This is a genomic window from Nisaea sp. (assembly GCF_034670185.1).
In the GTDB taxonomy this organism is placed as follows: domain Bacteria; phylum Pseudomonadota; class Alphaproteobacteria; order Thalassobaculales; family Thalassobaculaceae; genus Nisaea.
In genome coordinates, this window is sequence record NZ_JAXMNY010000003.1 from 236,838 (window position 1) to 263,801 (window position 26,964).

Sequence of the window (26,964 nt, forward strand, 5' to 3'; positions counted from 1 at the left end):
CGTATCTGCCTTGCGAAAGGGCGTGAATTAGGGAGGGTGTCATGCGAAATGACGGAAAGCTGGATCCGACGAACCGGCGTTTGCTGGCTCTGCTGAAGGAGCATGGCCGCACCAGCGCATCTGACCTGGGCCGCACACTCGGCCTGTCGAGAACGGCGGTGCAGGATCGTATCCGGCGCCTGGAAAAGGCGGGCGTCATCCTCGGCTATACGGCGGTTGTCTCGGTGGCGGACGATCTGCCACCTGTCGCCGCGCTCGTTTCCATAACGATTTCGGAGCGGCCTTGTGCGCCCGTCCTGGCGCACCTTCAGGCTTTGCCGGAAGTCGAGAGACTGTTTTCCGTGGCGGGGCCGACGGATGCGGTGATCCTTGTGAGGGTTACCGATACACAGGCGTTGTCAGCGCTGGTCGACCGGATCTCGGCAATTGAGCATGTCTCGACCGCGACGGCAGCGGTGGTGCTGGACGAGTATCAGGGGTGACTGGGTTCCGCGGTTGTTTTGATGCCCGACCGGGGCATATGTGAAAGGGACGTCAACAGGAGCGAGCCATGGAACCGGTGAATAGCGACAAGATCCTTGATACGGTTCTCAAAGTCGCGGGCGAACAGGGCTGGCGCGACCTGACCATTGAGATGGTGGCCGAGAAGGCCGGGATCTCCGCGCCCGAAGTCATCAGTCTTTATCCTGGCAAACGTGCGATACTGAATGCCTTGGCGGACCGTTTCGAACGGCTCGCCGACGCGACGGTTGATGAAGACGCACGCGATCCATCCCTGCCGGTTCCGGAGCGGCTTTTTGACGCAATCATGACCCGGTTCGAGCTGTTGCAGGAGCATCGGGACGGTTATGTGGCGATCCTTGCCGCGGCGCGATTGGACCCCTGTATGACGCTTGCCGGCTTGACCCGCCTTTCTCCGGCGATGGGCATGGTGCTTCGGCAGACCGGCCTCGGAGATCGCGGGCCGCTCGGTTGTCTGCGCCGTAAGGTTCTGGGCGCACTCTATATTTCAGTCATGCAGGTGTGGCTAAACGATGAGAGCGAGGATCTTGGCCCGACCATGGCCGCGCTCGACAAGCGGCTGAGACAGCTTGACGAGATTGTTGCGTCCACCCCCATGAAGCGAAAAAAGCCATTTCAGGAAAGCGGTTTTTCGGGTAGATGAGAATTTTGTTGCGGTGCAACATATTTCTTGACATTTACCCGGGATACACCGATATCAAGGCGGATGACGCAGTGCAATATAACGCTGCGACGCGAAAAATAACCACCGTATCCCGGTCATAGTGACACGCGTAATACGGGGTCAAAAATGTGGAGACGTTCAATGGCTAAGCAAGAAAACCCCTTTCTCAATCTTGATTTCCAGAAGATGATGATGGACTTCAAGATGCCCGGCATCGATGCAGACGCGCTGATGAACGCGCAGCAGAAGAATATCGAAGCCATCACCAACGCCAACCAGTTGGCTGTGGAAGGTCTTCAGGCCATTGGCAAGCGTCAGGCCGAGCTCTTCCAGCAGGCTGTCGAGGAGTCCCAGAAAACCCTCGGTGATTTGATGACGCAGGGTGCACCGGAAGACCGGATCGCGAAGCAGACCGAGACCGTGAAGACCACGATTGAGCGCACTGTTACGAACCTTCGTGAAATCTCCGAGATGCTCGCGAAATCGAATCAGGAAGCCTTCGAAGTGATCAACAAGCGGATCAACGAAAGCCTCGAAGAAGTCCAGTCCCTGACCGGCAAGAAATAAGCTTTCCCCGAGAGAGTGCGAAGAGCCGTTGGAGCCATTGGTTCCAGCGGCTTTTTGTTTTTGCACGGGGGGAAACTTCTTCACGACAAATGGAAGAGCGCATAAGGTCCGCTCCCGGATAAGGGAGCTGCTCATGACCATCGAATTTTCCGACTTTCAGAAAGTCGAGATCCGCGTCGGCACAGTGACCGATGCGGAGCCATATCCCGAGGCGCGCAAGCCGGCGATCAAACTCTGGATCGATTTCGGACCGGAGATTGGCGAGCGGAAGACGTCAGCGCAGATCACCAAGCACTACACGCCAGAAGAGATGAAGGGCAAACAGGTGGTTGCCGTCGTGAATTTCCCGCCGAAACAGATCGGCAAGTTCATGAGCGAGTGCCTGGTTGTCGGCTTCCCGGATGAGGATGGAGAAGTTGTGCTGATCAGCCCGACACTCGATGCCCCGAACGGTGGGCGGCTATACTAAACCGGCATTCTGATCCGGACACGCAGGCCGCCGAGGGGTGAGTCTTCCAAGCCTATTTCGCCGCCGTGGCTGTGCACGATATCGCGGGCGATGGTCAGCCCTAGGCCTGTTCCGCCCGTTTCCGGGTTGCGGGACGGGTCGCCACGATAGAAGGGTTTGAAGACACGGCCGCGTTCAGCCTCAGGGATACCCGGTCCGTCGTCATCGACAAAAATCTCATACGCGTCCTCGGATCCGTCGAGCGTGATGCGTACCGTTTTCGCGTGCCGTCTTGCATTTGACACCAGATTGGTCAGCGCTCGTTTCATCGATTGCGGTTTCATTTCCAACGGCGGCACAGGCTGGCCGATAATCTCAAGCTCGAGTGGAATGCCGCCGCGCCGCTCACCGATGGCGAAATCGGTAACCAGAGCCTTGATATCCGTCGTGACGGCGGCCTCTGTTCCCTCGCCGCGGGCAAAGGCGAGATAGCCTTCGACCATCCGCTCCATGTCCTGCACGTCGGCCTGGAGTTCCTGCACGGCCTTGTCCTCGCCCAGCATGGCCAGTTGCAGCTTCATCCGGGTGAGTGGCGTGCGCAGATCATGCGAGACGCCGCTCAGCATGTCTGTGCGTTGTTTGATCTGGCGCCGGATCCGGGCCCGCATCTGCTGAAAGGCTTCCGCGGCCTGCCGGACTTCATGGGCGCCTTCCGGCTTGAAGTTGGTAACCTCGCGGCCAAGCCCGAAGGCGCGGGCGGCTATAGCGAGTCTTCGGATCGGCCGGATCTGGTTGCGCATGAAAATCAGCGCAATAGCGAACAGGATCAGCGCACTGCCCAGCATCCACATGACGAAGATATAGGTGGTTGAGGTGTAGAGGCGCTTCTCGTGTGCGAGCACTTCGAGCACGCCGTCCGAAAGCTGCACCGTGATGGCGATCTGCCGGTCGCCCGCTTCGGTATCGATCATGTAGGGGCGGCGTACCTGCTCCGTCATCGAACGCCGCATCTGCTGCAAGGTGGGGTCGAAAAGGGTTGCAGTCCCGCGGTTTTCCAGGATGGCGCCGGACCGGTAGGTGATAACCAGTCCGAGGTGGTTACGGGAAAGCCGGTCTATCCGGGCCAGCGCGGCCGGACTTGAATCCGTCTCGACTTCCGTGACGATCAGGGCGATGTCTCCGGCAAGCGAGGTCGCAAGCCGGCGCACCATCGTGTCCCAGTGCCGGTCATAGAAAACATAGGTCGAGATCGCCTGCATCAGGATCAGCGGCGTCAGGAAAATCACCAAAGCCCGTCCGAAAAGGGTCTTTGGCATGCGGCGCTTCAGCCAGGACCGGCGCTTGGTCCGGGGGGTGTTCTCGGCAAGAGTTGCCATTGATCGGATGCCGTTCTTTTTGCTGGCGCTCACGCCCGGTAAATCTGGGAAGATGGTAAAATAAATTGGCCCGGACGGATAGCTGGACGCGTCGGAGAGAAGCTTAGCTGTCGACCGTGTTGGCTTTCAGCACATACCCCTTGCCGCGCACGGTCTGCAGGAAGCGGGGGAATTTTGGATCTTTCTCGATCTTCCGGCGCAGCCGGTTGATCTGTACGTCGACGGTACGCTCGTGGCCGTTCACGGCATTGCGGGCAACCAGGTCCTCCCGGCTCAGTGTGCGGCCTGGTGTCAGGGCAAAGCACCCGAGCAGCAAAGCCTCCGACTCGGTTAGGTGCACCGCACTGCCGTCCTTGATCAGCTCGGCGTCCGTCCGGTTGTAGACGTAGGGACCGAAGGTGACGCGTGAGGGCGCTTCCGGCATCCCCGGGGCGATGCGGGTGCGGCGCAGGATGGTGCGGATGCGCAATAAGAGTTCACGTGGCTCGAACGGCTTGGTCAGATAATCGTCCGCCCCTGTTTCCAGTCCCTCGATGCGATCTTCCAACTCGCCCATGGCAGTAAGCAGCAGGATTGGCAGATCGCGGGTCTGGCGCATTGACCGGGTCAGCTCGAAGCCGGTTTCGCCGGGCATCATGACGTCCAGAACGATCAGGTCGTAATCGATTGCCGCCAGTTTGCGCCGGGCGTCGGCAGCATCGCCTGCGGCGGTTACACGAAAACCGTTTTCGCTCAGGAATCGGGTCAGCAGATCGCGTAGCCGGCTGTCATCGTCGACGACAAGAATATGGGCCTGGTCCTCGCCATCCATCGGGCTGTTCATCCCTTGCCGCGGCGTTGAGGTGGCATGGCCGGGGCGACGATCTCGAAGCGCTCCTGATCGCCCGGATCGATGATGCCACGCAGCACCTCCCGGAACCCCTGCACCGCTTCCGCTCCGGCGGCCTTGTACGCGCGGGCGATCCGCTTGCGCTGGTTTTCCGTCAAACGATGCTCCAGATCGACGCCTTTCTCGGTCAGGGTCAGCAGCTTCTTGCGCCGGTCTCCCTGATCGGTTGTCTGGTCGATATAGCCTTCATTGACGAGTTGGCTGAGAACCCGGGAGAGACTCTGTTTCGTGATTTTCAGGATCTTCAGAAGGTCGGTGACGGTGATCCTGGGATTGCGTCCGACGAAGTAAATGACTCGGTGATGGGCCCGCCCGAGATCGATTTCCGAAAGGATGGCATCCGGCTCACCCGTGAAGTCCCGATAGGCAAAAAACAGCATCTCTATGCCTTGCCTCAGTTCCTCCTCCCGCAGGAAAAGCGGATTGGCCATGCTTTTTACGTCAACCATGTTGACTTAATTCCTTTTGAATGTTATCTCTTGGCCCAAGTTTGGGTAACAATCTAACCAAAGCGCCCGTCAACATGAACAATTCGAACGGGTTAGGCTTTGGAGCTTGCTGGGATGAAACCTCATGAGCCTGCTTCCTTTCGATGATCGCGACGGTGCCATCTGGATGGACGGTACCTTGTTGGACTGGCGTGACGCCAAATTGCATGTACTTAGCCACGGGCTGCATTATGCCAGTTCGGTGTTCGAGGGCGAACGGGTTTATAGCGGACAAATCTTCAAGTCCCGCGAGCATACCGAACGGCTGCACCGTTCCGCCGGAATTCTGGGCTTCAAGATCCCCTACGATGTCGATGCCATCGAGGCCGCAAAGCAAGCTGTGATCGACTCCATGGGGATCGTCGACGGCTATGTCCGTCCGGTTGCCTGGCGCGGCAGCGAGATGATGGGGGTGTCCGCCCAGCAGAACACCATTCATCTGGCCGTCGCCGCCTGGGAATGGCCGTCCTATTTCGACCCGGAAGCGAAGATGAAGGGGATCAATCTGGACATCGCCAAATGGCGCCGTCCGGCTCCCGACACCGCGCCGACGAACAGCAAGGCTGCCGGTCTCTACATGATCGCGACCATGTCCAAGCACGATGCTGAAGCGCGCGGTTTCCACGATGCGCTGATGCTGGATTATCGCGGCTATGTCGCGGAGGCTACCGGCGCCAACATCTTCTTCCTGATGGATGACGGCCGTCTGCACACGCCGACTCCCGACTGTTTCCTTGACGGCATCACCCGCCGCACGGTGAAGCAGCTCGCCATCGACATCGGCTACGAGATTGTCGAGCGGCACATCCGGCCGGAAGAGATGACACGGGCAACCGAATGCTTCCTGACCGGCACGGCCGCGGAAGTGACCCCGGTCGGCTCCATCGGTACCTACAAGTTCACGCCGGGTGAGATGACCCGCAAACTGGTCGACGCTTACGATGCGGCGGTGCGTGCACACGCGTCCGGCGTGGCGGTCGCGGCCGAGTAAGAAGTCGATCACCGGATTAGGGGAACGATCCCGTTCCCTCCGGGCACTGGACACATCTTTTGTGAACGGGGGAAGCTGACATATGACAGCTTCCCCCGTTTGCACATTCGACGGCACCCACTGGGTGCCGGGACCACTCGCCAAGGGACCTTTCCCTGGGTTGCATGGTGGCGTTGTCGGCGGCCTGCTTGCCGCCGAGATGGAAAAGACATCCCATGAAAGCGGCGGCGGGATGGGGTTGCAGATGTCCCTGTCCCTGCTGCGCCCGACACCGATGGAACCGGTCGCGGTCTCCGTCCGCACGTTGCGTCAGGGGCGCCGCTCGCTCCAGCTCTCGTCGGAACTCGTTGCCGGCGGGAAGACCTGCGCCGTGGCGAGTGCCCTGTTTCTGACGCCGGAGTCATTGCCGTTCCTGGAAGAACAACCTGTGGAACGGACCCCGGTTGCGGGGACAGATTTCCATGTCGGCCGGTCAATGGATCAACCCTGGTTCGCGGATGCTTGCGAGATGCGCCGGGAAGAGGACGGCCGCGTCTGGATGCGGCATCTTAACCCGGTGGTGGAAGGCATGGGTCCGCTGACCCGCGTTCTGTCTTTGGCTGACTGGGCAACAGGCCTTTCCCGCCCTGCCTGGGTCGATGCGGAGAAAGTGGTTTTCCCGAACCCGGAAATTACCATCCATCTGCATCGCCCGCCCGCTGGTCCTTGGCTGGGTGTGGACTCAAAACCGTTCTGGAATGCCAGCGGTCTCGGCATCACCGCGAGCGATCTTTACGACGAGGCGGGGTATCTTGGCCGGGCAACGCAGCCGGTTGTGCTCGCTGCAATGGCGTGAGGTGCATCAGCGCCTCTTGCCTTTGCCCAACACCCGCTAACGTCCGTCATCTCTTATTACCCGCATCGACCTGGGTTCTTGCGTTTTCTAGCTGCTGATTATCTTTGAATGCACATCCCGGATGCGCGCAGCCGTCTCCGGTGTCAGGGCGCCGGTTAGGTCACTGGGCAGCCAGCGGCGCTGAAAGGCGAGTAGAACGTTGCGTGCTGACTGGCTCATCACGGTATCTTCAGGTGCCGCATATCCGATTTCTGCAAGCAGCCTCATCGCCTCCGAAAACTTCATTATTTCGGTTGTTGTCGGGGCGTCCGTGGGCCAGATGCCGATGCCGCTGCGGGAGAGGTTCTCCCAGTCGAACAGCTCTCCCGGGTCTTCCTTGCGGTCCGGGGATACATCGGAATGGGCGAGGACACGGGAGGCAGGAATAGCGTGTCGTGACAGGATGGCCGTGGCGAGATTTATCAGACTGTCCATCTGCTGGCCGGGGAAGGGCCGGTAGCCGAACTGATGGCCCGGATTGACCAGCTCGATGCCGATAGAGCGGGCGTTGATGTCCGTCTCTCCCTGCCATGAGGCGACACCGGCATGCCAGGCTCGTCGAGCCTCATCGACCATCCGGTAGCAGCAGCCGTCCTCGTCGATCAGGTAGTGGGCGCTGACCTTGGCGTTCGGATCGGTCAGCCGGTCGATAGCGGCTCCTGCCGACTGCATGCCGGTATAGTGCAGAAGCAGGATATCGATGGCTGTTCCGTCCGGACGAGCGTCGTGATTCGGGGAGAGACGGTCGATCATGTTCTCAACTCCCTCCATCTTGCGCTTATCCCTCGGCTTCCGCTGCCACAGCGGCTTTCGGTGCTGGCGCCGTCCGTCCGATGGTAACCGCGCCAACACCGACGATGGTGAGGGCGGCACCGGCAATCTGGAAGGCGTCCATTTGCTCGCCAAGGAAGATGATGCCGGAGGCCGCGCCGACCAGTGGGGCCAGAATGGTCAGCGGCATGGTCTGGGAGACATCGTACTTCTGCAGGATCTTGTACCAGATCCCGTAGCCGAAGATGGTAACGCCCACGGACATGTAGATGACGCCGCCCCAACCGGCGGTCCCGGCCGTTTGCAGCGCTTCCCATTGTCCGTCCTCCAGGATCAGCGAGGAGCCGAGGATCATGGGCGCGGCCAGAACCGACATCCAAGCATTCAGCACGAACGGGTTTATCGCCCCCATCCATTTCACCTGAATATGGGCAAGCCCCCAAAGCAGCGCGGCGATGATGACCAGGCCGAGATTGAACAGGCTGCTGGACGTCTTTGGTGCGCCCGCCAGCATGGCGACGCCGGCGAAGGCAATGGCAATCCCGAGGATTTGCCGCCGGTTCGGACGTTCGCGAAAAAAGACAACCGCGAGAATTACGGCGAAGGGCACCTGGATCTGTGCCGCGATGGCCGCGAGCGAGGCGTCGGTGCCCTTGAGCCCGGTGAACATGAAGGCGAAGTGCAGCACGCCAAGAGTGACCGAGAGACCGAAGATATGCAGGAATTTGATGCCCCGCCATCTGAGGAAAGGCAGCAGCAGGATTGCGGTGAGCAGGTAGCGCAGCCCTATCAGCATCATTGGTGAGAATTCGGCCATGGCGATCTTGCCGAAGGCGAAATTCATGCCCCAGACCACCATGACAACGACGCCGAGCAGAATGTCCTGTGGCTTCATGAAGCGCGGGCTTTCTCTACCGTCTCACGCAGTTCTTCGAGTTCAAGCCAGCGGTTCTCCGCATCGTCCAGTTCGGCCTGGGCCGCCTCCAGTCGCGCGCTCGCGGCCTTGAACCGTTTGGGGTCGCGGGTGAAGAGGTCAGGATTGGCAAGCTCGTTCCCGAGTGCCTCGATTTCCGTTCCGAGTTTGTCGATCGTGTCCGGAAGCATGTCGAGGGCTCGTTGATCCTTGTAGCTGAGCTTGGCGCGTGGCTGGGACGGTTTTTCGGCCTGGCTCGCCGATGGCTTGCTCTCGCGCTTTTTCGGTGCGGCCGCTTCTTCGGCTTCCGATTTCCGGAACGCCGCGTAGTCGCTGAAACCGCCGACGAATTCCTCGATCTTGCCATCGCCCTCGACGGCGATGATGGAGGTCACCACCCGGTCGAGAAAGTCTCGGTCATGGCTGACGAGGATGATCGTGCCGTCATATTCGCCGAGCACTTCCTGCAGCAGATCGAGGGTTTCGATATCAAGATCGTTGGTCGGTTCGTCGAGCACCAGCAGGTTGTGCGGTCCGGCGAACAGCTTCGCCAGCAGCAGCCGGTTGCGCTCCCCGCCGGAGAGGTTCTTCACATGTGCCCGTGCCTGGCGCTCCTCGAACAGGAAGTCGCGGAGATAGGAGACGACATGCTTCGGCTTGCCATGGACGAACACTGTATCGCCGCCACCGGGACAGAGCGTCGACCAGAGGGTTGCGTCGCCGTCCAGCATCTCCCGGTACTGGTCGAAATAGACGGTCTCGACGCCGAAGCCGACGCGGACGCGGCCCTTGTCCGGTTTCTCTTGGCCGATCAGCATTTTCAGCAGCGTGGTCTTGCCGGCACCATTGGCGCCAACCAGGCCGATGCGGTCGCCCCGCTTGATGATGGTGGAGAAGTCTTTCGCCAGGACCTTCTCGCTGCCGTCGGGCTGCGTGTAGGACTTTGAAATATGGTTCGCTTCAATGACGAGCTGGCCGCCGGACTCGGCATCTCCGACACTGAGGTTGACCAGACCCGTCCGCTTCAGTCGCTCGGCGCGCTCCCGGCGCATGCCGAGCAGACCACGGACCCTGCCCATGTTCCGCTTGCGCCGGGCGGTAAGCCCTTCGCGCAGCCACCGGGTTTCCTCGGCGATCTGTTTGTCGACCCGGCGCTGGGTCGCTTCCTCGTCCGCCAGCACCTTGTCTGCCCAATCGGCGAATGCTGAAAAGCCTTCGGAATTGCGACGCACCTCGCCCCGGTCGATCCAGTAGGTCCGGTTCGACAGCCGGCTGAGGAAGGTCCGGTCATGGCTGATCAGCAGGATGCCGCCCTTGAAGGCCTCCAGTTCCTCTTCCAGCCATTCGATGGTCGGCAGGTCGAGATGGTTTGTCGGCTCGTCCAGCAGCAGCACGTCGGGCTCGGACACCATCGCCCGTGCCAGGGCCACGCGGCGGGACTCTCCACCGGACAGGGCATCGGTCAGCCGGTCCCCGTCGAGGGAGAGATGCAGCAGCATGGAATCGACCAGATATTCCGCCGGATGCTCGCCTGGATTGACCGAAAGACCGCTCCGCACATGCTCGCGGATGGTGATGCCTTTTGGCAGAGGCGGGTCCTGCGGCAAGTAGGCGATCTTGGCGCCGGGCTGCACGAACCGCTCGCCCTGGTCGAGATCCACTTGTCCCGCGAGGCATTTCAGCAGGGTCGACTTGCCTGAACCGTTGCGGCCGACAAGGCAAATGCGCTCGCCCTTGGCCACGGTCACGTCTACATCGTCGAACAGAACACGTTCACTGAGGGTGAGCCGGGCGTTGCGAAGGGCGACGATCGGCGGCGCGGAAGAGGCTCGGGCCATGCTCAGTTCATACCGCGCTGTTTGGCAATACGGTCATAGGCGGCGTTGATGGCTGCCATCTTTGCGGTCGCGGCAGCGACGAACTCCTCCGGGAGACCTTCGGCGATCAGCCGGTCCGGATGATGTTCACGGATCAGGGTGCGATAGATTTTTTTGACCTCTGCGTCGTCGGCGCCATGTGCGATTCCAAGCACGCTGTAGGGATCTTCCGCGTCCTTGTCGCCGGCGACGGCGCGCATGCGCTGGAAGGCAAGGGCATCGAAGCCGAAGATCTCGGAGAGACGTTCAAGATAAGCAATCTCATTCTGGTGGATGACACCATCCGCCTTGGCTATGTGGAAGAGGCTGAGCAACAGCTCTTCGAGAACGGGTGAGCCCGGATTGAACAGCCGGGCGATCTGCTGGGCATAGACCTCGAAGCCTTCGACATCGTGTCGGGCCAGGTCCCAGACCCGGCCGACATTGCGGACCTCTTCGGGGGGGATATGGAAAACTTCCCGAAAGGCGGCGATCTCGTCGCGGGTGACTACACCATCCGCCTTCGCCATCTTGGCGCTGAGCACGACCACGCCAATGGTAAAGGCGATTTTCTTGGTTGCCGCTTCCTCGTTTTTTGGCGTGTCGGAACTGGCGAACCGGTCCACGGCATGGCCAGCGGTCGCGCCAAGCAACGCGCCGATTGGCCCGCCGAGCGCAAGACCGGCCGCGCCGCCAATGATTTTACCCCAGATACTCACGTTTCAAGCACTGCCGAGATGGTGGAACATTTGTAGAATATCATCGGAACATGTCGGCTGCCGGTAATTCCGTCAACAGGGCGTTCGCCGCCAGCGCGATAGCGTAGCCCCCTTGCTGGAGCCTGGAGCCGGGAGTAGTTTGCCAGACCTACCTTTTCGAACGGAGATCCCGAAATGGACGTAGAGGCGAAGCCAGTCGATGCCGCCACCCGTGACGCAGCGCTCGATGCTCTGAAGCAGATATTCGGGGACCGATTCACGACGGCGGAAGCTGTTCGTCATCAGCATGGCAAGGACGAGAGCTATCATGCTCCGATGGCACCGGACGCTGTCGTTTTCGCGGAAAACGAAGACGAGATCGCCCGCGCCGTCATGGTGTGCAACCGGCTGAAATATCCGGTCATCCCGTTCGGTACCGGAACCTCGCTTGAAGGCCATATCGCAGCCCTCAGGGGCGGTGTCTCCATCGATACCTCGCTGATGAACCGGGTCCTTGCGGTCCATGCCGAGGATCTGGACGTCACCGTGCAGCCGGGCGTTACCCGGAAACAGTTGAACGAACATCTGCGCGATACCGGCCTGTTCTTCCCGATTGATCCGGGGGCAGACGCCTCGATTGGCGGCATGACGGCGACCCGTGCCTCCGGCACCAATGCGGTGCGTTACGGCACCATGCGGGAGAATGTGCTGTCATTGCGCGTCGTCACGCCGAGCGGGGAAATCATCCGGACCTCGCGGCGGGCCCGGAAGTCTTCCGCCGGTTATGACCTGACACGCCTTTTCGTCGGCTCCGAAGGCACGCTCGGCGTGATCACCGAGATCACGCTGAAGGTATACGGTATTCCGGAAGCGATCTCGTCGGCTGTCTGCCAGTTCGACACCCTGGAAGGGGCCGTCGACTCGGTCATAACGACGATCCATGCCGGCGTTCCCGTCGCCCGGATGGAGTTGCTGGACGAGGTCCAGATGGGCGCCTGTATCGACTATTCTAAGCTTAAAGGATATGAAGCCAAGCCGACCATCTTCTTCGAGTTTCACGGCAGCGAAGCCGGGGTTAAGGAACAGGCCGAGACGGTCGAGATGATCACCGCCGATTTCGGCGGCAGCTCATTCGAATGGGCGACCAGGACTGAGGATCGGAACGTTCTATGGCAGGCGCGGCACGATGCCTATTATGCCGGGCTTGCGCTGCGTCCTGGCTCACAGGGCTGGCCGACGGATGTTTGCGTGCCGGTTTCCCGGCTGGCTGAGTGCATTCGGGAGACGAAAAAGGATATCGTCGAATCGGGACTCTGCGCGCCGCTGGTAGGTCATGTCGGTGACGGCAATTTCCACCTCGTCTATGTGATCGATCCTGACGATGCGGATGAGATGGCCCGGGCCAAGGCGCACAGCCAGCGGATGGTTTATCGGGCTCTCGAGATGGACGGCACCTGCACCGGTGAACATGGAGTTGGGTATGGCAAGATGCCTTACCTTGAGGAAGAGCATGGTCCGGCGCTGGGTATGATGCGGTCGATCAAGCGGGCTCTCGATCCGAACAACATCATGAATCCGGGCAAGATCGTCGAGATCTGAAAACGTCTTTAGTTAGTGAGTGTCTCGGTCTGGCCCGGGGCATTCTCAGCGTCTTGGGCGGGGTAGGCTCGTACGCGGTCAGCCGGCAGGTGGACACGCACCAGAGTTCCGACACCGGGCTCGCTTTCCAGCTTGATCGTCCCGTCATGCATTTCGGTCAGGTTCCGGGCGAGGGAGAGGCCGAGACCGACGCCGCCGTAGCGTCGGGAGAGATCCTGTTCGGCCTGCTGGAAAGGCTCCATGACACGTTCAAGGTCCTGCTCGGATATTCCGACGCCGGTATCTTCGACCGTGATCTCAAGGCCGCCGTCATCGACAATACTGACGCTTGCCGAGATCTTTCCGCCCGCAGGGGTGAATTTGACGGCGTTTGTCAGCAAGTTGATAACGACCTGACGAAGGCGTGTTTCATCCCCAAGAAGGGCGGGCAGATCCTCTGGAAGATTCAGACTAAGGGTGAGAGCCGCAGCTGAGATCTTTTCGTTCAACATGCGCACGCAAGACCGCATCATTCGCTGCACATCAATCACGTTCTCGTCCAGCGTTAGAAAGCCGGCTTCGATACGGGAAATATCGAGCAGGTCGTTCAGAACTGTCAGCAGGTGCTGGCCGGTGTCGTTGATGTCTTTTGCATATTCAAGATACCGATCGTTCTGCATCTTCCCGAAGAGTTGATCAGTCAGGATTTCGGAAAAGCCGATGATCGCATTCAGAGGGGTCCGCAGCTCGTGGCTCATATTCGCGAGGAACGCGCTCTTCGCCCGGTTTGCGTGATCCGCTTCGTATATCGTCCTAAGCAGCTGTTCCTGACGATCCCGTTCCTCGGTGATATCCGTGCCAGTTCCGCGGTAGCCTTTGAACACACCATCTTCGAAGATCGGCGTGCCGCTGATGCGCCGATAACATCGCTTGCCGTCTGCATCGGGAGCTGCGTACTCGAAATTCTGGAACGGTTTGTGAGCCTTGATCGTCTCGCGATGTTCCTTCCACGAGTCTGCCCGGTCGCTGTTCCAGTCCAGTTTCTCAAACCGTAGATAAGATTTGCCGAGTTGGGAGGCGAGTGTCTGTCCGGTGGCTTTCTCGTGCCGGCCCGACAATTGAGTCAGTTTGAATTCTTCGTCGACCTCCCAGAACCAATCAGACGAGATTGCCGCGATATCGCGGAATCGCTTCTCGCTTGCCTTGAGCGCATCGCCTACCCGGCGCCGGTGCATGCGACTCAATATCAGCAGGGTGATCAACACGCTTTGAAGCAGGATAAAGAGTGCTCCGCTCCATAGCAGTATCGTACTCAGTTGCGGAGACTCAGAACTGTCAGCCATGTAGGGCTCTTTGACCGTTTCAGTAACTGCCAGTGCTGCGGTGGCCTCAAGGACGACGAGCGAATCTGTGATGGACGGCGCGCTAACTGCGGCGCCACAGGGCAACAAAATTGCCGCTAATCCAGCGATCTGGACCGCGTAATGCAGAGAATTAGTGCGCATTCCTTCAACCTCGGCATTCGCAATTCTGGAAGCCCGCCGGTTCTGTAGGTACCTAACCGAATGCTCGATAATTCTATGTTTGGATTAATAAACCCTTACGCCTCCCGGATAGCATTCATCACGGCGGCGCAGAACCCGTCAAACGCATCGCGTTCGATCCACCGGACCACGGCGACCATGTCGAGCTCAGGATCAACCCAGATGACGTTTGAGCCCTTGCCTTTGGCGAAATAGCTGGTGCGTGGCGCGGAAGGCGCGGATCCGCCTGCGCCGTTGAGCCACCAGAGATAGCCGTAATCCGCGTTGATCGGGCACGGAGTTGTCGCCTGACCGATATAATTATCGGAGATCAGCTGCTTGCCGTTCCAAGAGCCGCCGCGGGCCATGAGCAGGCCTGTGCGGGCCTGATCGCGGGAGCTGATGAACATGCCGCCGCCCCAGTGCGAGCCGCCGGAGACCGACTGGATCTTCTTGCCGTCGATGTCGACCCAGGAATTCTCGTAGCCGTGCCACTCCCAGTCGGCGGATGCGCCGATCGGATCCATGATCCGCTCTTTGATGACTTCCGGAAGCGGCCGCTTCCAGACCCGGAGCAGGGCGAGGGCCAGCCGGTTCACCCGGACATCGTTATATTCCCAGAACGTGCCGGGGGTCTGCATGTCGCGGGTCTTGCCCTTGAGGGCGCCTTCTCCGGCCTGGGCATCGAGATCTCGGTTGTGATCGATCCAGTCGGGCTTGCTCCACAGCGTGCCCTGCCATTCGCTGGTCTGCTGCAGCAGCTGCGCCCAGGTGATCGGCTTGTTCTGCGCATCCTCGAAGCCGCCATCGTCGACCAGCTCGGCGACCGGACGGTCGAAGCCGGGGATCAGGCCGTCATCCAGCGCCAGTCCGGCGCAGATCGACAAATAGCTCTTCGCGATGCTGAAGGTTATGTCCGGACGGTTGGTGTCGCCCCATTCATGGACAATACGGCCGCCCTTGAGGATCATGCCGTGCGGGTCGGCGCGCGGCCGGGTGATGCCGATGACATCCCGCAGGCCTTCCGGCTCGCCGAAGAGATCGTTGTCCAGCGCGCGGCGGATATCGCGGTCCATCGTGGATTCGTTCTTGGTGGCGAAGTCGCTGGCGGCTTTCAGACCGGCGACGTCAAAGCCGGCATCACGCGGATCAATGCGCTCCCAGGACTGGCCTGGGGCAGGAAAATACTGTGTCATCTCGGTCTCTTGATGTCGCGGCGGGTGACGGACTGTAGCGTTCTTGCGTGACGAGGGTCCAGACTTGCAATCAAGTCGGGCGCAATCGCAAACTGGAATGAAAGCAGCCGGAGGACGGGCAATGACGATGTCGGATCAGGATATCAAGGCGATGGGAATGCCGCGCTACACCGGTATCCCGACCTTCATGCGGACGCCCTACCGGGGGAGCGCGGCCGGCCTCGATATTGCCCTGATAGGGGTGCCCTACGATGGCGGTGTCACCAACCGGCCCGGTGCCCGGCATGGCCCGCGCGAGGTGCGCAATCAAAGCAGCCTGATCCGCACGATCAATCAGGCGACCGGCGTCAGTCCCTATGAGCTGTGCAGCATAGGAGATGTGGGTGACGCGGTTGTCGAGCGGCCTTTTCAGCTTGAAGGCGCGCACCAGGAGATCGAGGATTATTACAAGAAGCTGGCAACGACCGGGGCCGTCCCGCTCAGCGTCGGCGGGGATCATTCCATCTCCTTGCCGATCCTCAGGGTGCTGGCGCGCGAGCGGCCTGTCGGGCTGATCCAAATCGATGCCCATTGCGATACTGGCGATGATTATCTCGGCTCCCGTTTTCATCATGGAGCGCCGTTCTCCCGGGCGGTGGACGAAGGGCTGCTCGATCCGAAACGTTGCGTGCAGATTGGTATCCGCGGCGGCATTAATTCGCGGGACCAGTGGGCCTTCAGTTACGAGCACGGCATGCGCGTGATCCAGATCCATGAAGCCCATGAGATGGGGCTGGACGCGGTCATTGCCGAGGCGCGCCGTGTGATCGGCGACGGGCCGACCTATTTCACTTTCGATATCGACGGTATCGACCCGGCCTACGCACCAGGGACCGGCACGCCGGAGATCGGTGGGTTCACGGCGCTCGAGGCGCAACTGCTCGTGCGCGGGATGAGCGGGGTGAACCTGATCGGCGGGGACGTGGTCGAGGTTTCGCCGCCGTTCGATCCGAGCGGGATCACCGCCCTGACCGGCGCCACGATCATGTTCGAGATCCTCTGTGTTCTCGCCGAGGCTGTCGCGGCGAGCAAGAGCTGATCCGGTGCGCCCGCTCCTGTTCGCCGGTGTCATTTTTGCGTTCTTCCTTTCGGTGCCGCTGAATGCCGGCGCGGCAGAGCAGGAGGTCCGGCTCGATGTGACGGAGCTTCGTGGCGGGGCGGTGCCGCGTGTCCGTATCGCCGCATCTCCGCACATGCGCAGCGCAGCGTTTTATGCCCGGACGGCGGATGGAATGGTCCGGCCTATCCATTTTATCGGTCGGCTGACGGTGGATGGGGCTGGACCCGTGCTTCAGATCCCGGCGGGTGAGGAGCACTTCATCCCGGTTGGCGGTACGCCCGGACTTTTCGTCGCCGCGCGAACCGGGCTGAAGCAGGATCGGGAGGCTATCTTCGTTCTGCTGGCAGAGGGCCTTCCCGCAGTGCTTACGGCAGCAACGCCCATCTCTGCGGATGTTTTTTTTCGGCAGTTAGCGGCTGTCACGCGGGGGCAAAAGGGCGCGCTTCACATTCTTCCCTATACGATCGCAGCGGCGGGGCTTCCGGCGGGTATCTCCCGGGAGGAAGAGACCGTGACGTTCGAGGTCGCTTTCGAGGGAATTGCCCCGGAAGCGGTTTTCACAATTGCCGATATCCTTACAGTCGAGGGAGATGGGCCGTTAGTGCCGGTTGTCATCAACCTGCCGGACGCGGGGGACGGCTTTGGCTTCAGCCACAGCAGCCTGGCATCCGAAACAGAATTCCGTGAGCGTTTGGAAAAGATCGTCAAGGGGGCCGGATTATCCGGAGCCAGGATCGTCGATCATGGAGCCGGCACTCATCTGACTGTCATCGCCTCAGAGCCTTAATGCGCCTTGTTCTGCTAAGGATAAGCTATTGCCGTTAATGGAAAAATCGACAAATATAAACACGTAAAAAACGAATAAATAGAAAAATATTCACCATATTGGGTAAGTCCAGTGCCGATTTTGGATTTCGGTGGCAGCGCATCTGGTCTCAGGACCGAGATCAGTAATGAGCTGGCCTCGGCGCTTGCCGCAGTGCTCGATGCCTCTGGTGACGATGGCGGGCGCTACGATACGCGGACCCGCCGCACTCTTGTGCAGACAATCGCCGCCAGGGCTTATGGCAAACCCCTTCTTGAACTCGCTTATCTGATCGCAGCTGCGGACCAGCTTTCCGGCCGTCACGGATATGTCGGTTTCTTCTGGGGAGTCCGGGCCGCGACGTCTGGTGCCTACAGGGCCGCTGCTTTCGCGGCAGCGGGGCGGAGTACTGCGCCAAAGGAGATCGAGGCCGGAGCGGATGAGCTGATTATCAGTTATCCGGGGCCGTTGTTCAGGGTGAGCTACGGGCGCATGCCCTTTCTGGCGGCGCTGCTGGACTTCTGCGTCACCGCGCTCGGATTTGCCGAGCTGGATGATGACATATCCGCTTTCCTGTCCGGCCCGAAGGACCGGGAAGACATGCAGTCCTTTGCCAATGGACTGTCCCGGCGGCTCTATGACTTCCTGAAAGATCACCTGCCGTCGCAGCAATATGAGCGGAAGTTTAACGCGATGTGCAGCTTCATCGCGGACAGGACGGACCGGCGGGTCAGTGCCGATGCAATCGATGACAGAACGGTGCTCGCCTTCTGGGAGGAATGCTGTTCCGACCGTCGTGTGGGGAGCGATTTCAAAGGATTCCGGACGGTTGCGATCAACTTTCTCCATCTGAGACTGGCGCTGAAGACGGCCGCCGAGCGGCTCGCCATTGATGCGGCGGCGCCGATCGGCTCATCGCGGGATGCCGGTGAGGTCGATCCGGGGGAGATTTGCGGTGCCCTCGAGGTGGTCGAGGGTAGGCGGTCCGTGCTTGCGGAATTGGCCCTGCCACCGGCTGACCGGTTGAAGGCCATCAACAAGCGTGAGGGCGCGCGGCTGGAATTGTTGATGGAGGCGGGCGATGCGGGCGCCGTCCTGCCTTTGACCATATTGAGAGCGGAATGTTTCGGCGCGCATCAGGCCCGGATCGTTCAGGCTGTCCGGAAAAGAAAGGCGACTGAGCCTCATGGGGCGGTTGAGGCCTTGATCGATCAGAAGCCGGTCGAGGATTACGGGGCTGCAACGGACGACTTCCAGGAGTTGACGGTGCAGATCAGGAAGGTCCGGCTCGCCCTGATGTTTATCCTGTTCCGGAATGCGCGGCCCGAAGCTTTCGAAATTGGTTTCGATCTGTTCCCGGAGGTCGCACGGGCACTGCGAAACCGGATCAACGAGCCTGAAATTGACTTTGCTGACAACGTGGTGCCATTGCGCCCTGGCGGGGCGATCGGTCGTTTGCTTCAGGGCGCTGTTGAAGGTGATCCGGAGACGATGCCGGAAGCCGGCCTTTTCAAGGCGTCCCGTCTGGCTTTTGCCAAGGTGAACAGGCGCGGTTTTGAAGAGGAACGGGTGTGCGAGCCCGAGATCATGGAGGCCGCCACGGCATGTGAGCCGTTGTTGCGGGTATGCGGGGAAGAGCTTCGGGCATTCCTTGCGGCACTTGAACGTCATTTCAACCTGATCCCCGCAGAGCAGGTGTTCGAAGAGGATTGCCGCCGTTTCCATACCGCACTCGCGGCGCTTTACCGGGAGACGGCATGACTGAACCAAAGCTCCCCGGGGACGATGACGGGTTTGCCAAAGCCCTTTTTGTCGCCAGCTCCGCGGACCGGGATATCCGTCTCTGGCTTTCAGAGGCGGCGGAGGCGGAGGACAAACCGGTTCCGTTCGCGGCGTTCGTTCAATGTCTCGCGGACCCGGAAAGCGCTACAGGGCGACGCGTCATGGAAATGGCAGCGCGCCGTCCTGACGTCAGGTCCACCCTCATGACGTTGGCCAAGCGGTTTGCCCTTGGAAATCTCCCTGCAGTTGCCGCCGCGAGTGACGGGGTCTTGGCTGTACGTGAAACGGATGCGTTCCGGATGCGTCTGGAAGCTGCGTATGACGCTGGCGGTTTGGCGTATTTCATCGTGGAACGTCTGGATGACGGAAGTGACATGCCGCGTCTCGCGATTGGCATTCCCGAAGCGGGCGAGCCGGTGATGCGGGCTTTGCCTGAAAGCGTCGATGGCGGGGTTCAGCTCATGTTGTCGCCCGATGATCCCTTCCTTCACTTGTTTCGCGACCCGGATAGCCGGTTTCTGCTGGCCTGATGGCGACGATGCCGCTGATCAAGGTTCTGATCGCAACAACGCGCGGGCCGGTAGAGGTTCAGAACATCGCGCGTGAAAATCCGGCGGTCCGCTCTGTCATCTGCGTCGGAGGGACATTCACGGCCTTGCCGGTCAGCCCCGCCTATGATGCTTTCGTGCGCGAGCCGACAGGCGTTGTGGAGCGCATGTCGGGTCATCCAGTCTACCGTACCGATGTTGCCGCACCGATTGAGGCAGGAGAGAGCTGGCAGCTGGGAATGTTCCTGGCTCATGCCTTTCAGCTTTCCGGTCTGCTGGCGAAGCCGGGGGACGTAGCCGGGAAAACGATTCTGGTTACGGGCGGTCTGGACCGGGACCTGAAGGTGACGCCGGTAACGCATGTCGCCGAAAAATTGGCCCGGGCCGCCGCTCCTGATCAGGGAGAGGGTGTCTTCTTGTACCCGCGTGGATCGGAAGCCGTCGCGGATACGGACGGCTGGCAGTCTCTACCAGTGGCCAGCGTGCGTGATGCGCTGAAAATCTGTCTCGGCCGGGAGGCGGCAGAGCGTTTCTTGCTCCAGCAGCCTCTGTCTGAGGCGAGTAAAAGAGCATCATGGCGTGACCGTTTAACGTGGCCCATTTGGGCGGCGGCTTTTATTTCGATTCTGTTTATTGCAGCATTGACGGGCTTTGTTCTTTGGCCTTCTTCGACAGGTGACGGGACTCAAAGCTCTGGCGAAAATGCGGTCGGTTTAATCAACCTTTCTATTGCGCCTCGGGATCCCGTTAGCGGTGAATGCGGCGATCTGGTTGCGATCCCGCCGGATCGCAACGTCTTCAAAGGCCCGGTGTGCTTTGGTCGGATGAGTGTCGCAGAGAGAGGCGAACACCGTATGCGCATGACCATCGATGGCGCTTTTTCCAGCTATGTCGACCAGAGCCGCTACAGGCGTGAGCTTCAGCGGACGACTGGCGGCGGTGGCCGCTTGGTTCTGCAGATAGATTTCCCTTATTGGGTGAGGGAGCCTGTCTGGCTCATAGCGGAGACCGAGGTTTTGGGGATGGACGGGAATCCTGTTCGTTTCGAAAGACGAGTCCTAGAGGTGATGCCCGGTGGTGGTGCGGGTTATTGAACAGGTGCTGTGTAAAGTGATGTGGCGCGACAGTCCCCACCGGCCGTTTCGCCGGGATGTACATTGTGTCTTGAGGCCCCGCACTCCGATCTCTCTGCGCCGCGTCTTTTTGATGTTTTGAAAAAGCGAAGGGACCAGTATATTTAATTGGGTTCGTTAGTTGGAAATCAGATTCCAAGGTGAACTTCACTCACCGCCAGTACATCCAAAATGCCAAGCTGTGAATGGCTTGTGAATAATATCAATCTTTTCCAATTTAAAGCGATATCCTGAATTGACTTTTAAGTCTGAATGTCAAGAGGCGGGTAACCATGGGGCGAGCGGGATCTCTCATATCTAAAGCTTCTATCTCTCTTGTACGGCCAAAAAAGTTATCCACAGGTAAGTTTCGGTTTTTTTCGAATAAGTTAAGTCTCCATGTCTGTTTTATGCGTTGCTGGCTGCCGGCCGCGCTTGGGCTGTTGGGAATAACAGTTTGTGTACCCTATGGTGTCGCGGAGCCGGTAGATCTCGAGTTGGTTTTTGCGGCTGACGGTTCCGGCTCGATTGACGATGACGAGCTTTTACTTCAGCGGCAGGGTTATGCGGAGGCACTGCTTGATCGGCGCGTTCTGGATGCCGTGACATCTGGCCGCTGGGGCAAGATCGCGGTCAGCTACATCGAATGGGGTGATGAAGCGTCCCAGCACACGATTGTCGATTGGCGAGAGATTGCGGGACCGGAAGATGCTCGCGCATTTGGAGAGGCGTTGTTATCCGCGCCCCGGGCAGCCTGGGGCTATAATTCGATCAGCGAGGCGATTGCTTATTCCACGGACAAGATCCTGACGAATACCTATGAGGGCGTGCGGATGGTCATCGATGTTTCCGGTGATGGCCCACAGATTGGCGGCCGGCCGATTGACTGGGCCCGGGATCGGGCGGTGGATGCGGGTATCACCATCAATGCTTTGGTTGTAAAGAGTCGTGGCGGTGGGCATCGGGGGCCGGGAAACATTCCGCTGGAAATGCATTACCGGTTGGACGTGATCGGCGGGCTCGGTGCCTTCGCTATGGTGGCAGACGAAGAGACGCCGTTTGCAGACGTCCTGCTTGCCAAGATTATCCGGGAGATTGCAGAGGCTCGTCCGACGGGACATGGCCGCGACGTTACCGGGATTGGCATTATGGGCCCTGCGACCCAATATGCAGAAAACGTGATCACCTGTGGGACGGAGACTTATGAGCGAACCGGCACTTACCCTGGATGCAAGCGGCCTTAAATGCCCGCTGCCGGTGTTGAAAACCCGTAAGGCCATCAAAGGCCTTGAGGCGGGGCAGTTGATCTCCGTGCAATCGACGGATCCGGCTTCTCCACTGGATTTCAAACACTTCTGTAACAGCGGCGGCCATGAACTCGTCAGCGAAGCTGAGGCGGAAGGCACCTTCACCTTTGTCATCCGCAAGGGCCCCTGAACGGGGCCCTTGTTGGCTGTGGAGGTGTCGCTAAGCGGCTGGTAGCCCGTCCGTACCGGCGCCGCAGACGATAACGGCGACAGTGCTGCCAGCCGGTGCGGAGACCTTACCGGTCATCAGAGCGGCCTGGGCCGCTGCGCCACTGAGCTCGGCGGACAGGCCGGTCTCTTCCCAGAGCCATTCGGCGGCGGCTTTCATTTCTGCGTCGCTGACCAGCACCAGTTCGTCCACATTCTTCGAGATCAGCTCGAAATTGAGGGCGGCAGATGTGCGGGGCGCGAGCGTGCCGGCCGCTGTTTCGATTTTGTCCAGCGTCACCAGATGGCCTGCCGCGCGGGCGGCGTGATGGGTGGGCGCGCCGGTCGGCTCGACACCGATGACCTTGATGCCCGGCTTCAGCAGCTTGGCCGCCGTCGCCACCCCGGAGATCAGCCCGCCGCCGCCGATGGCGACGATGAGCGTGTCGATTTCCGGCACGTCTTCCAGCATTTCAAGCGCGATGGTGCCCTGTCCGGAGATGACGCGCGGATCGGCGAAGGGGTGGATGTAGGTCAGGCCATCCGCTTCTGCGTGGGCGAGAGCAGCTTCGTTTGCTTCGTCCCAGACAGAGCCTTCGATGATGGTTTTGGCACCCAGGGATTTCAGCTTTTCCACCTTTGAAGGCGGCGTGCTGGACGGCAGATAGATCACTGCCGGGCAGCCGGTCATGCGGGCGCCGAAAGCGACGCCGAGGCCGTGATTGCCGCCGGAGGCCGTGATCAGCCCGCGCGACCGCTCTTCATCCGTCAACGACATCACGGTGTTCGTGGCGCCGCGAACCTTGAAGGAGCCTGTCGGTTGCAGGTTTTCGAGCTTCAGCAGCAACCGGGCGCCGGGCGCCGGATCGCTTTTCAAGGCGATGGCGTCCAGCAGCGGTGTGCGGCGGACCTTGCCGTGGATCCGTTCCGCAGCGGCCTTGAAGTCGGACAGGTCGGTCAATTGAGGATGCCTCCATCGATTACAAATGCTTGGCCGGTTGTGTAGGCGCTTTCGTCTGAGGCGAGGTAGAGCACCATCGCCGCGATTTCCTCTGCCGTGCCAAGGCGGCCGAGCGGCTGGCGGGCGATGAAATCCTTGCGGGCCTGCACCGGGTCGTCGAACGCGTTGATTCGTCCGTCCAGGGACGGAGACTGAACCGTGCCGGGGCAGACCGCGTTGCAGCGGATGCCCTGTTTCATGAAATCGGCGGAGATCGATTTGGTGAGGCCGATCACCGCCGCTTTGCTTGATCCATAGACGCAGCGCAGCGGGATGCCTTTCATGCTGGAGCTGACGGAGGACATGTTGATGATCGAGCCGCCTCCGGATTCGAGCATTGCCGGCAGGAAGGCCCGACACATGCGGAACATCGCCTTGACGTTCAGATTGAAGGAGAAGTCCCAATCCTCGTCGGTTGTCTCGAGGATCGAGCCGTGATGCACGAAGCCGGCGCAGTTGAACAACGCATCAATGGCGCCAATCTCTGCTGCCGCGGCTTTAACGGCATCGCCGTCGAGCACGTCGAGTCGGCGTGTGGTGACACCGGCGAGTCCTTCGAGTTCGGCGAGCTTTTCCTGATTGATGTCAGTCGCGATGATTGTCGCGCCTTCACCGCTGAAAGCCTCGACAGTGGCCCGGCCGATACCCTGCGCGGATGCAGTCACAAGAGCGGTTTTCCCCGCCAAACGTCCTGACATGATGTTTCCCCCGATTTTGATTTTCTCGAGGTTCATGAGTACGGCATCGGGTTTCCATGCGGCAAGCGTTTGCGCGGCACATGTGGTGGGCTATCATCACCATAATTAAATAATAGGGAGTGCTGGTGATGGCTGAAGCAGGCGGGGCGCAGGACGCGCAGAAATTGACGGTCCGATTGAACCCGGCGGACAATGTCGTTACCTCGCGTTCCGAGATCGGGGCTAACGTCAAGATTCCGGAAGAGATGGTGGCGACGCTCACACCTGTGCCGCAAGGGCACAAGATTGCGACGCGCAGGATCGGCGCCGGTGAGCCGGTGAAGAAGTACAATCAGATCATCGGGTTCGCGACCGAGGACATCCGCCCGGGCGGACATGTGCACACACACAATGTCGCCATGAAGGATTTCGAGCGGGATTACGCCTTCTGCATGGACCGGACCGAGACAGATTATATCCCGGAGGCGGACCGCGCGACTTTTCAGGGCTTCCGACGGAAGAACGGCAAGGTAGGGACGCGCAACTATATCGGTGTCCTGACAAGCGTGAACTGCTCTGCTTCGGCGGCGAAGTATCTGGCCGACGCGGTTACTCCGGAAATGCTGGAGAAGTATCCGAACGTGGACGGGGTGGTGGCGCTGAGCCACGCGACGGGCTGCGGAATGGCGGATACGGGCGAGGGGTACGAGAACCTGCAGCGCACCCTCTGGGGCTTTGCCGGGCATCCGAACTTCGCAGGGATCATTCTGGTCGGGCTCGGCTGCGAGGTGAACCAGATCGACTTCCTGCTGGAAGCCCATCAGCTTGAGCGTGGCCCGCGCCTGCGCACCATGACGCTGCAGGAAACAGGCGGCACGCGGAAGACCATCGAAAAGGGGCTCGCCCTGATAGAGGAGATGCTGCCGCTGGCCAACCAGAGCCGGCGCGAGACATGTCCAGCCTCCGAATTAACTTTGGCCCTGCAATGCGGCGGCTCGGATGCCTATTCCGGCATGACCGCGAACCCGTCGCTCGGCTATGCGGCGGACCTGCTGGTGCGCCATGGCGGCACGGCCGTGTTGGCTGAGACGCCCGAGATTTACGGGGCGGAACATTTGCTGACGCGCCGTGCGGTCAGCAAGGAAGTCGGCGAGAAGCTGATCGAGCGTATCAAGTGGTGGGAGGCCTATTGCGCCCGCAATGGCGGCGAGATGAACAACAATCCGTCCCCCGGCAACAAGGCTGGCGGCTTGACGACGATCCTTGAGAAATCGCTCGGCGCGACGGCCAAGGGCGGCACCACGAACCTTACCGGTGTCTATAAGTACGCCGAGAGGATCGACACCAAGGGCTTTGTCTTCATGGACAGCCCCGGCTTCGATCCCTGCTCGATCACCGGTCAGGTGGCGAGCGGCAGCAATGTGGTCGCCTTCACGACCGGTCGCGGCTCCTGTTACGGCTGCAAGCCGGCGCCTTCGATGAAGTTGGCGACAAATACGCCGATGTATCGCCGCATGGTCGAGGATATGGACATCAATTGCGGGGCTGTGTTGGACGAGGGCATGACGATCGAGCAAATGGGCGAGCAGATCTTCCAGCAGGTGCTTGCGGTTGCTTCCGGGGAGAAGACCAAGAGCGAAAGGCTCGGGATTGGCGATCATGAGTTCATCCCCTGGCAGGTCGGGGCGGTGATGTAACGGCGCCTGGAGCGATCTTGATGGGCGATGATTTCGCCGACAGTTATCTCGGCCAGCTTCGGAAGCTGATCGGCAGCCGCATGGTGCTGATGCCGGGGGCGCGCTGCGTCATTCTCGATGATGCAGACCGTGTCCTGCTGCAGCTCCGGGGTGACTTCCATGTCTGGGGCCTGCCCGCCGGGTTCTCGGAGCCGGGCGAGAGCGTACTGGAAACCCTGGTCCGGGAGGTGCGGGAGGAGACCGGCCTGACGGTGCTCGATCCCACACCCTGGGGGCACGCATCCGCGCCGGAGGAATCCACGCTGGTCTACCCCAACGGCGATACGATTCAGGGCTTCGGTGTGGATTTTGTCGCCCGTGAATGGAGCGGCGATCTCACGGTCGACGGGACCGAGACCCTGGCGCTGGACTGGTTCCCGCTGGACGATCTGCCCGAAATGATCCATGCCCATAAAAGCGCGCTCGGTCATTTCGCCAGATATCGCGAGACTGGCGCGTTCCAGCTTTTCTGATCACTGGAAGCAGCATGTCCTTCGAAGCCTTCCTCGGCGATCTTCGCGCGGATACGGATACCCGTCGCGTTACGCCGCCTCCCGGTGCGATTGATTGTGATGTCCGCATCACAGCCGCCTCCGGAGAAGCTCCGCCGAAAGATCTGCCGGACTGCCCAGCGGAACATTATCGCCCGGTGCAGGATGAACTGGGCGTTGCCCGCGTCGTCCTGATCCAGCCGGACGCGCTTGGCTTCGACAACAGTACGCTGCTTGCCGCGCTGCAGGTGCTCTCTGCTGACCCTGAGGGGGTCGTCGAGGATTGCGCCCGGGCTTTTTGCATGGTGCGACCCGGAACGGACGCGGCCGAGTTGAAGGATCTTGCCGCGGCGGGCGTCACCGGTATGCGTGTGACCATGCTGCGTCACCAGGAAAGCTGCCCCTGGGACGAGATCGACCGCCATGTCCGGCGCGTGCATGACCTGACCGGATGGGATGTCGAATTGGCGATGGATGGCTCGGACCTGCACGAGGTTGCGCAGATGATTCGTGCCTGGCCCTGCAACATCATCCTTCCCGACCTCGGCGGCTTTCGCTTTTCCCGCAGTCTTACTCAGCCGGGGTTTCGGTCGCTTCGTCATCTTGTCGATAGAGGGCGCGTCTGGGTGAAGCTTGCAGCGCCCTATTTGATTGGGAAAGACGGTAGCCCGGAAGTGTCCGAGCTTGCGGGAGCGCTTGTAGACTGGGCACCGGAACGCATGGTTTGGGGGAGCGCCTGGCCGCACCTGAACTGGACAGGAGAGGCGGATTCCTTGCCCGAGAGTTTGGGTTTGATGGAATCGCTCGGCGCTTGGGTAACCGATGAAGAAGTGCGGGATCGGATTTTACTCGAGAATCCGGAAGGGCTGTACGGTTTTGGGATGTGGCCGGTTGCAAAATAATCAG

The 26,964-nt window shown here is 60.3% G+C and carries 28 protein-coding genes; 17 read left to right on the forward strand and 11 right to left on the reverse strand.

Going from position 1 to position 26,964, the window contains the following annotated elements; translation table 11 throughout:
* The first annotated feature begins 41 nt into the window (after positions 1 to 41).
* From VOI22_RS14650 to VOI22_RS14665, 4 genes are all read left to right on the forward strand, one after another.
* Positions 42 to 482 carry an Lrp/AsnC family transcriptional regulator gene (locus VOI22_RS14650; RefSeq protein ID WP_323797203.1) on the forward strand — a complete coding sequence of 147 codons (441 nt, stop codon included), beginning with the start codon at positions 42 to 44 and terminating at the stop codon, positions 480 to 482.
* 68 nt (positions 483 to 550) lie between these two features.
* Complete coding sequence (locus VOI22_RS14655) at positions 551 to 1,165, forward strand: TetR/AcrR family transcriptional regulator (RefSeq protein WP_323797204.1); 615 nt, start codon at positions 551 to 553, stop codon at positions 1,163 to 1,165.
* Positions 1,166 to 1,327: 162 nt separating this feature from the next.
* On the forward strand, positions 1,328 to 1,753 hold the full coding sequence (locus tag VOI22_RS14660) for a phasin family protein (RefSeq protein WP_028467176.1): 426 nt from the start codon (positions 1,328 to 1,330) through the stop codon (positions 1,751 to 1,753).
* 133 nt (positions 1,754 to 1,886) lie between these two features.
* Positions 1,887 to 2,222, forward strand: coding sequence for a tRNA-binding protein (locus tag VOI22_RS14665; protein ID WP_323797205.1), 336 nt, complete (start codon positions 1,887 to 1,889; stop codon positions 2,220 to 2,222).
* Here the strand turns inward: VOI22_RS14665 and VOI22_RS14670 are convergent.
* The 3 genes from VOI22_RS14670 to VOI22_RS14680 all read right to left on the reverse strand — a co-directional run bounded on the left by VOI22_RS14670 (position 2,219) and on the right by VOI22_RS14680 (position 4,915).
* Positions 2,219 to 3,610, reverse strand: a complete 1,392-nt coding sequence (locus tag VOI22_RS14670; protein ID WP_323797206.1) for an ATP-binding protein — start codon at positions 3,608 to 3,610, stop codon at positions 2,219 to 2,221. The genes VOI22_RS14665 and VOI22_RS14670 overlap by 4 nt on opposite strands.
* 70 nt (positions 3,611 to 3,680) lie before the next feature.
* Positions 3,681 to 4,388: a response regulator transcription factor gene (locus VOI22_RS14675; protein WP_323797207.1), complete on the reverse strand. Its 708-nt coding sequence runs from the start codon at positions 4,386 to 4,388 to the stop codon at positions 3,681 to 3,683.
* An 8-nt stretch (positions 4,389 to 4,396) separates the two neighbouring features.
* Entirely contained in the window at positions 4,397 to 4,915 is a 519-nt protein-coding gene (locus VOI22_RS14680) for a MarR family winged helix-turn-helix transcriptional regulator (protein ID WP_028467180.1), read from the reverse strand.
* 124 nt (positions 4,916 to 5,039) lie between these two features.
* On the opposite strand from VOI22_RS14680, the gene VOI22_RS14685 reads away from it, so the two are divergent.
* Both VOI22_RS14685 and VOI22_RS14690 read left to right on the forward strand, forming a co-directional pair.
* Positions 5,040 to 5,945, forward strand: coding sequence for a branched-chain amino acid aminotransferase (locus tag VOI22_RS14685; RefSeq protein WP_323797208.1), 906 nt, complete (start codon positions 5,040 to 5,042; stop codon positions 5,943 to 5,945).
* Positions 5,946 to 6,027: 82 nt separating this feature from the next.
* Positions 6,028 to 6,780: a thioesterase family protein gene (locus tag VOI22_RS14690; protein ID WP_323797209.1), complete on the forward strand. Its 753-nt coding sequence runs from the start codon at positions 6,028 to 6,030 to the stop codon at positions 6,778 to 6,780.
* Between the two features lie 87 nt (positions 6,781 to 6,867).
* Here VOI22_RS14690 and VOI22_RS14695 read toward each other — a convergent pair whose 3' ends face one another.
* From VOI22_RS14695 to VOI22_RS14710, 4 genes are read right to left on the reverse strand one after another with little or no spacing between them, the layout of a single operon-like run.
* Positions 6,868 to 7,572, reverse strand: a complete 705-nt coding sequence (locus tag VOI22_RS14695; RefSeq protein WP_323797210.1) for an N-acetylmuramoyl-L-alanine amidase — start codon at positions 7,570 to 7,572, stop codon at positions 6,868 to 6,870.
* Between the two features lie 25 nt (positions 7,573 to 7,597).
* Entirely contained in the window at positions 7,598 to 8,485 is an 888-nt protein-coding gene (locus VOI22_RS14700; RefSeq protein WP_323797211.1) for a DMT family transporter, read from the reverse strand.
* On the reverse strand, positions 8,482 to 10,341 hold the full coding sequence (locus VOI22_RS14705) for an ATP-binding cassette domain-containing protein (protein WP_323797212.1): 1,860 nt from the start codon (positions 10,339 to 10,341) through the stop codon (positions 8,482 to 8,484). The genes VOI22_RS14700 and VOI22_RS14705 overlap by 4 nt, the downstream gene beginning before the upstream one ends.
* A 2-nt stretch (positions 10,342 to 10,343) precedes the next feature.
* Positions 10,344 to 11,078 carry a TerB family tellurite resistance protein gene (locus tag VOI22_RS14710; protein WP_323797213.1) on the reverse strand — a complete coding sequence of 245 codons (735 nt, stop codon included), beginning with the start codon at positions 11,076 to 11,078 and terminating at the stop codon, positions 10,344 to 10,346.
* Between the two features lie 174 nt (positions 11,079 to 11,252).
* Between VOI22_RS14710 and VOI22_RS14715 the strand changes: the two genes are divergently transcribed.
* Positions 11,253 to 12,656, forward strand: a complete 1,404-nt coding sequence (locus tag VOI22_RS14715; RefSeq protein ID WP_323797214.1) for an FAD-linked oxidase C-terminal domain-containing protein — start codon at positions 11,253 to 11,255, stop codon at positions 12,654 to 12,656.
* 8 nt (positions 12,657 to 12,664) lie between these two features.
* Here VOI22_RS14715 and VOI22_RS14720 read toward each other — a convergent pair whose 3' ends face one another.
* Complete coding sequence (locus tag VOI22_RS14720; RefSeq protein ID WP_323797215.1) at positions 12,665 to 13,978, reverse strand: ATP-binding protein; 1,314 nt, start codon at positions 13,976 to 13,978, stop codon at positions 12,665 to 12,667.
* A 257-nt stretch (positions 13,979 to 14,235) separates the two neighbouring features.
* Entirely contained in the window at positions 14,236 to 15,354 is a 1,119-nt protein-coding gene (locus tag VOI22_RS14725) for a serine hydrolase domain-containing protein (protein ID WP_323797216.1), read from the reverse strand.
* A 121-nt stretch (positions 15,355 to 15,475) separates the two neighbouring features.
* Here VOI22_RS14725 and speB point away from each other — a divergent pair, with 121 nt between their 5' ends.
* The 7 genes from speB (at position 15,476) to VOI22_RS14760 (ending at position 22,137) form a co-directional block, all read left to right on the forward strand.
* Positions 15,476 to 16,432, forward strand: coding sequence for an agmatinase (gene speB / locus VOI22_RS14730; RefSeq protein ID WP_323797217.1), 957 nt, complete (start codon positions 15,476 to 15,478; stop codon positions 16,430 to 16,432).
* 4 nt (positions 16,433 to 16,436) lie between these two features.
* The gene (locus tag VOI22_RS14735; RefSeq protein ID WP_323797218.1) at positions 16,437 to 17,240 is read left to right on the forward strand and encodes a hypothetical protein; all 804 of its coding nucleotides are present in this window, start codon (positions 16,437 to 16,439) and stop codon (positions 17,238 to 17,240) included.
* A gap of 111 nt (positions 17,241 to 17,351) precedes the next feature.
* Positions 17,352 to 19,019, forward strand: coding sequence for a hypothetical protein (locus VOI22_RS14740; protein ID WP_323797219.1), 1,668 nt, complete (start codon positions 17,352 to 17,354; stop codon positions 19,017 to 19,019).
* A complete protein-coding gene (locus VOI22_RS14745; RefSeq protein ID WP_323797220.1) occupies positions 19,016 to 19,570 on the forward strand; it encodes a hypothetical protein in 555 nt (184 codons plus the stop codon). The genes VOI22_RS14740 and VOI22_RS14745 overlap by 4 nt, the downstream gene beginning before the upstream one ends.
* Positions 19,571 to 19,695: 125 nt before the next feature.
* On the forward strand, positions 19,696 to 20,682 hold the full coding sequence (locus VOI22_RS14750; RefSeq protein WP_323797221.1) for a hypothetical protein: 987 nt from the start codon (positions 19,696 to 19,698) through the stop codon (positions 20,680 to 20,682).
* A gap of 428 nt (positions 20,683 to 21,110) precedes the next feature.
* The gene (locus VOI22_RS14755; protein WP_323797222.1) at positions 21,111 to 21,944 is read left to right on the forward strand and encodes a DUF1194 domain-containing protein; all 834 of its coding nucleotides are present in this window, start codon (positions 21,111 to 21,113) and stop codon (positions 21,942 to 21,944) included.
* Positions 21,904 to 22,137, forward strand: a complete 234-nt coding sequence (locus VOI22_RS14760; protein ID WP_028467194.1) for a sulfurtransferase TusA family protein — start codon at positions 21,904 to 21,906, stop codon at positions 22,135 to 22,137. The genes VOI22_RS14755 and VOI22_RS14760 overlap by 41 nt, the downstream gene beginning before the upstream one ends.
* Positions 22,138 to 22,167: 30 nt before the next feature.
* Here VOI22_RS14760 and VOI22_RS14765 read toward each other — a convergent pair whose 3' ends face one another.
* Both VOI22_RS14765 and VOI22_RS14770 read right to left on the reverse strand, forming a co-directional pair.
* Positions 22,168 to 23,115, reverse strand: a complete 948-nt coding sequence (locus VOI22_RS14765; protein WP_323797223.1) for a threonine/serine dehydratase — start codon at positions 23,113 to 23,115, stop codon at positions 22,168 to 22,170.
* Entirely contained in the window at positions 23,112 to 23,852 is a 741-nt protein-coding gene (locus VOI22_RS14770; protein WP_323797224.1) for an SDR family oxidoreductase, read from the reverse strand. Before VOI22_RS14770 ends, VOI22_RS14765 begins: the two co-directional genes overlap by 4 nt.
* A 128-nt stretch (positions 23,853 to 23,980) precedes the next feature.
* On the opposite strand from VOI22_RS14770, the gene VOI22_RS14775 reads away from it, so the two are divergent.
* The 3 genes from VOI22_RS14775 to VOI22_RS14785 are packed head-to-tail and all read left to right on the forward strand — an operon-like array spanning position 23,981 to position 26,960.
* A complete protein-coding gene (locus VOI22_RS14775; RefSeq protein WP_323797225.1) occupies positions 23,981 to 25,528 on the forward strand; it encodes an altronate dehydratase family protein in 1,548 nt (515 codons plus the stop codon).
* A 20-nt stretch (positions 25,529 to 25,548) separates the two neighbouring features.
* Positions 25,549 to 26,040 (forward strand): NUDIX hydrolase, encoded by a 492-nt coding sequence (locus tag VOI22_RS14780; RefSeq protein ID WP_323797226.1) that lies wholly within the window; start codon positions 25,549 to 25,551, stop codon positions 26,038 to 26,040.
* A 14-nt stretch (positions 26,041 to 26,054) separates the two neighbouring features.
* Positions 26,055 to 26,960 (forward strand): amidohydrolase family protein, encoded by a 906-nt coding sequence (locus tag VOI22_RS14785; RefSeq protein ID WP_323797227.1) that lies wholly within the window; start codon positions 26,055 to 26,057, stop codon positions 26,958 to 26,960.
* Positions 26,961 to 26,964 lie beyond the last annotated feature (4 nt).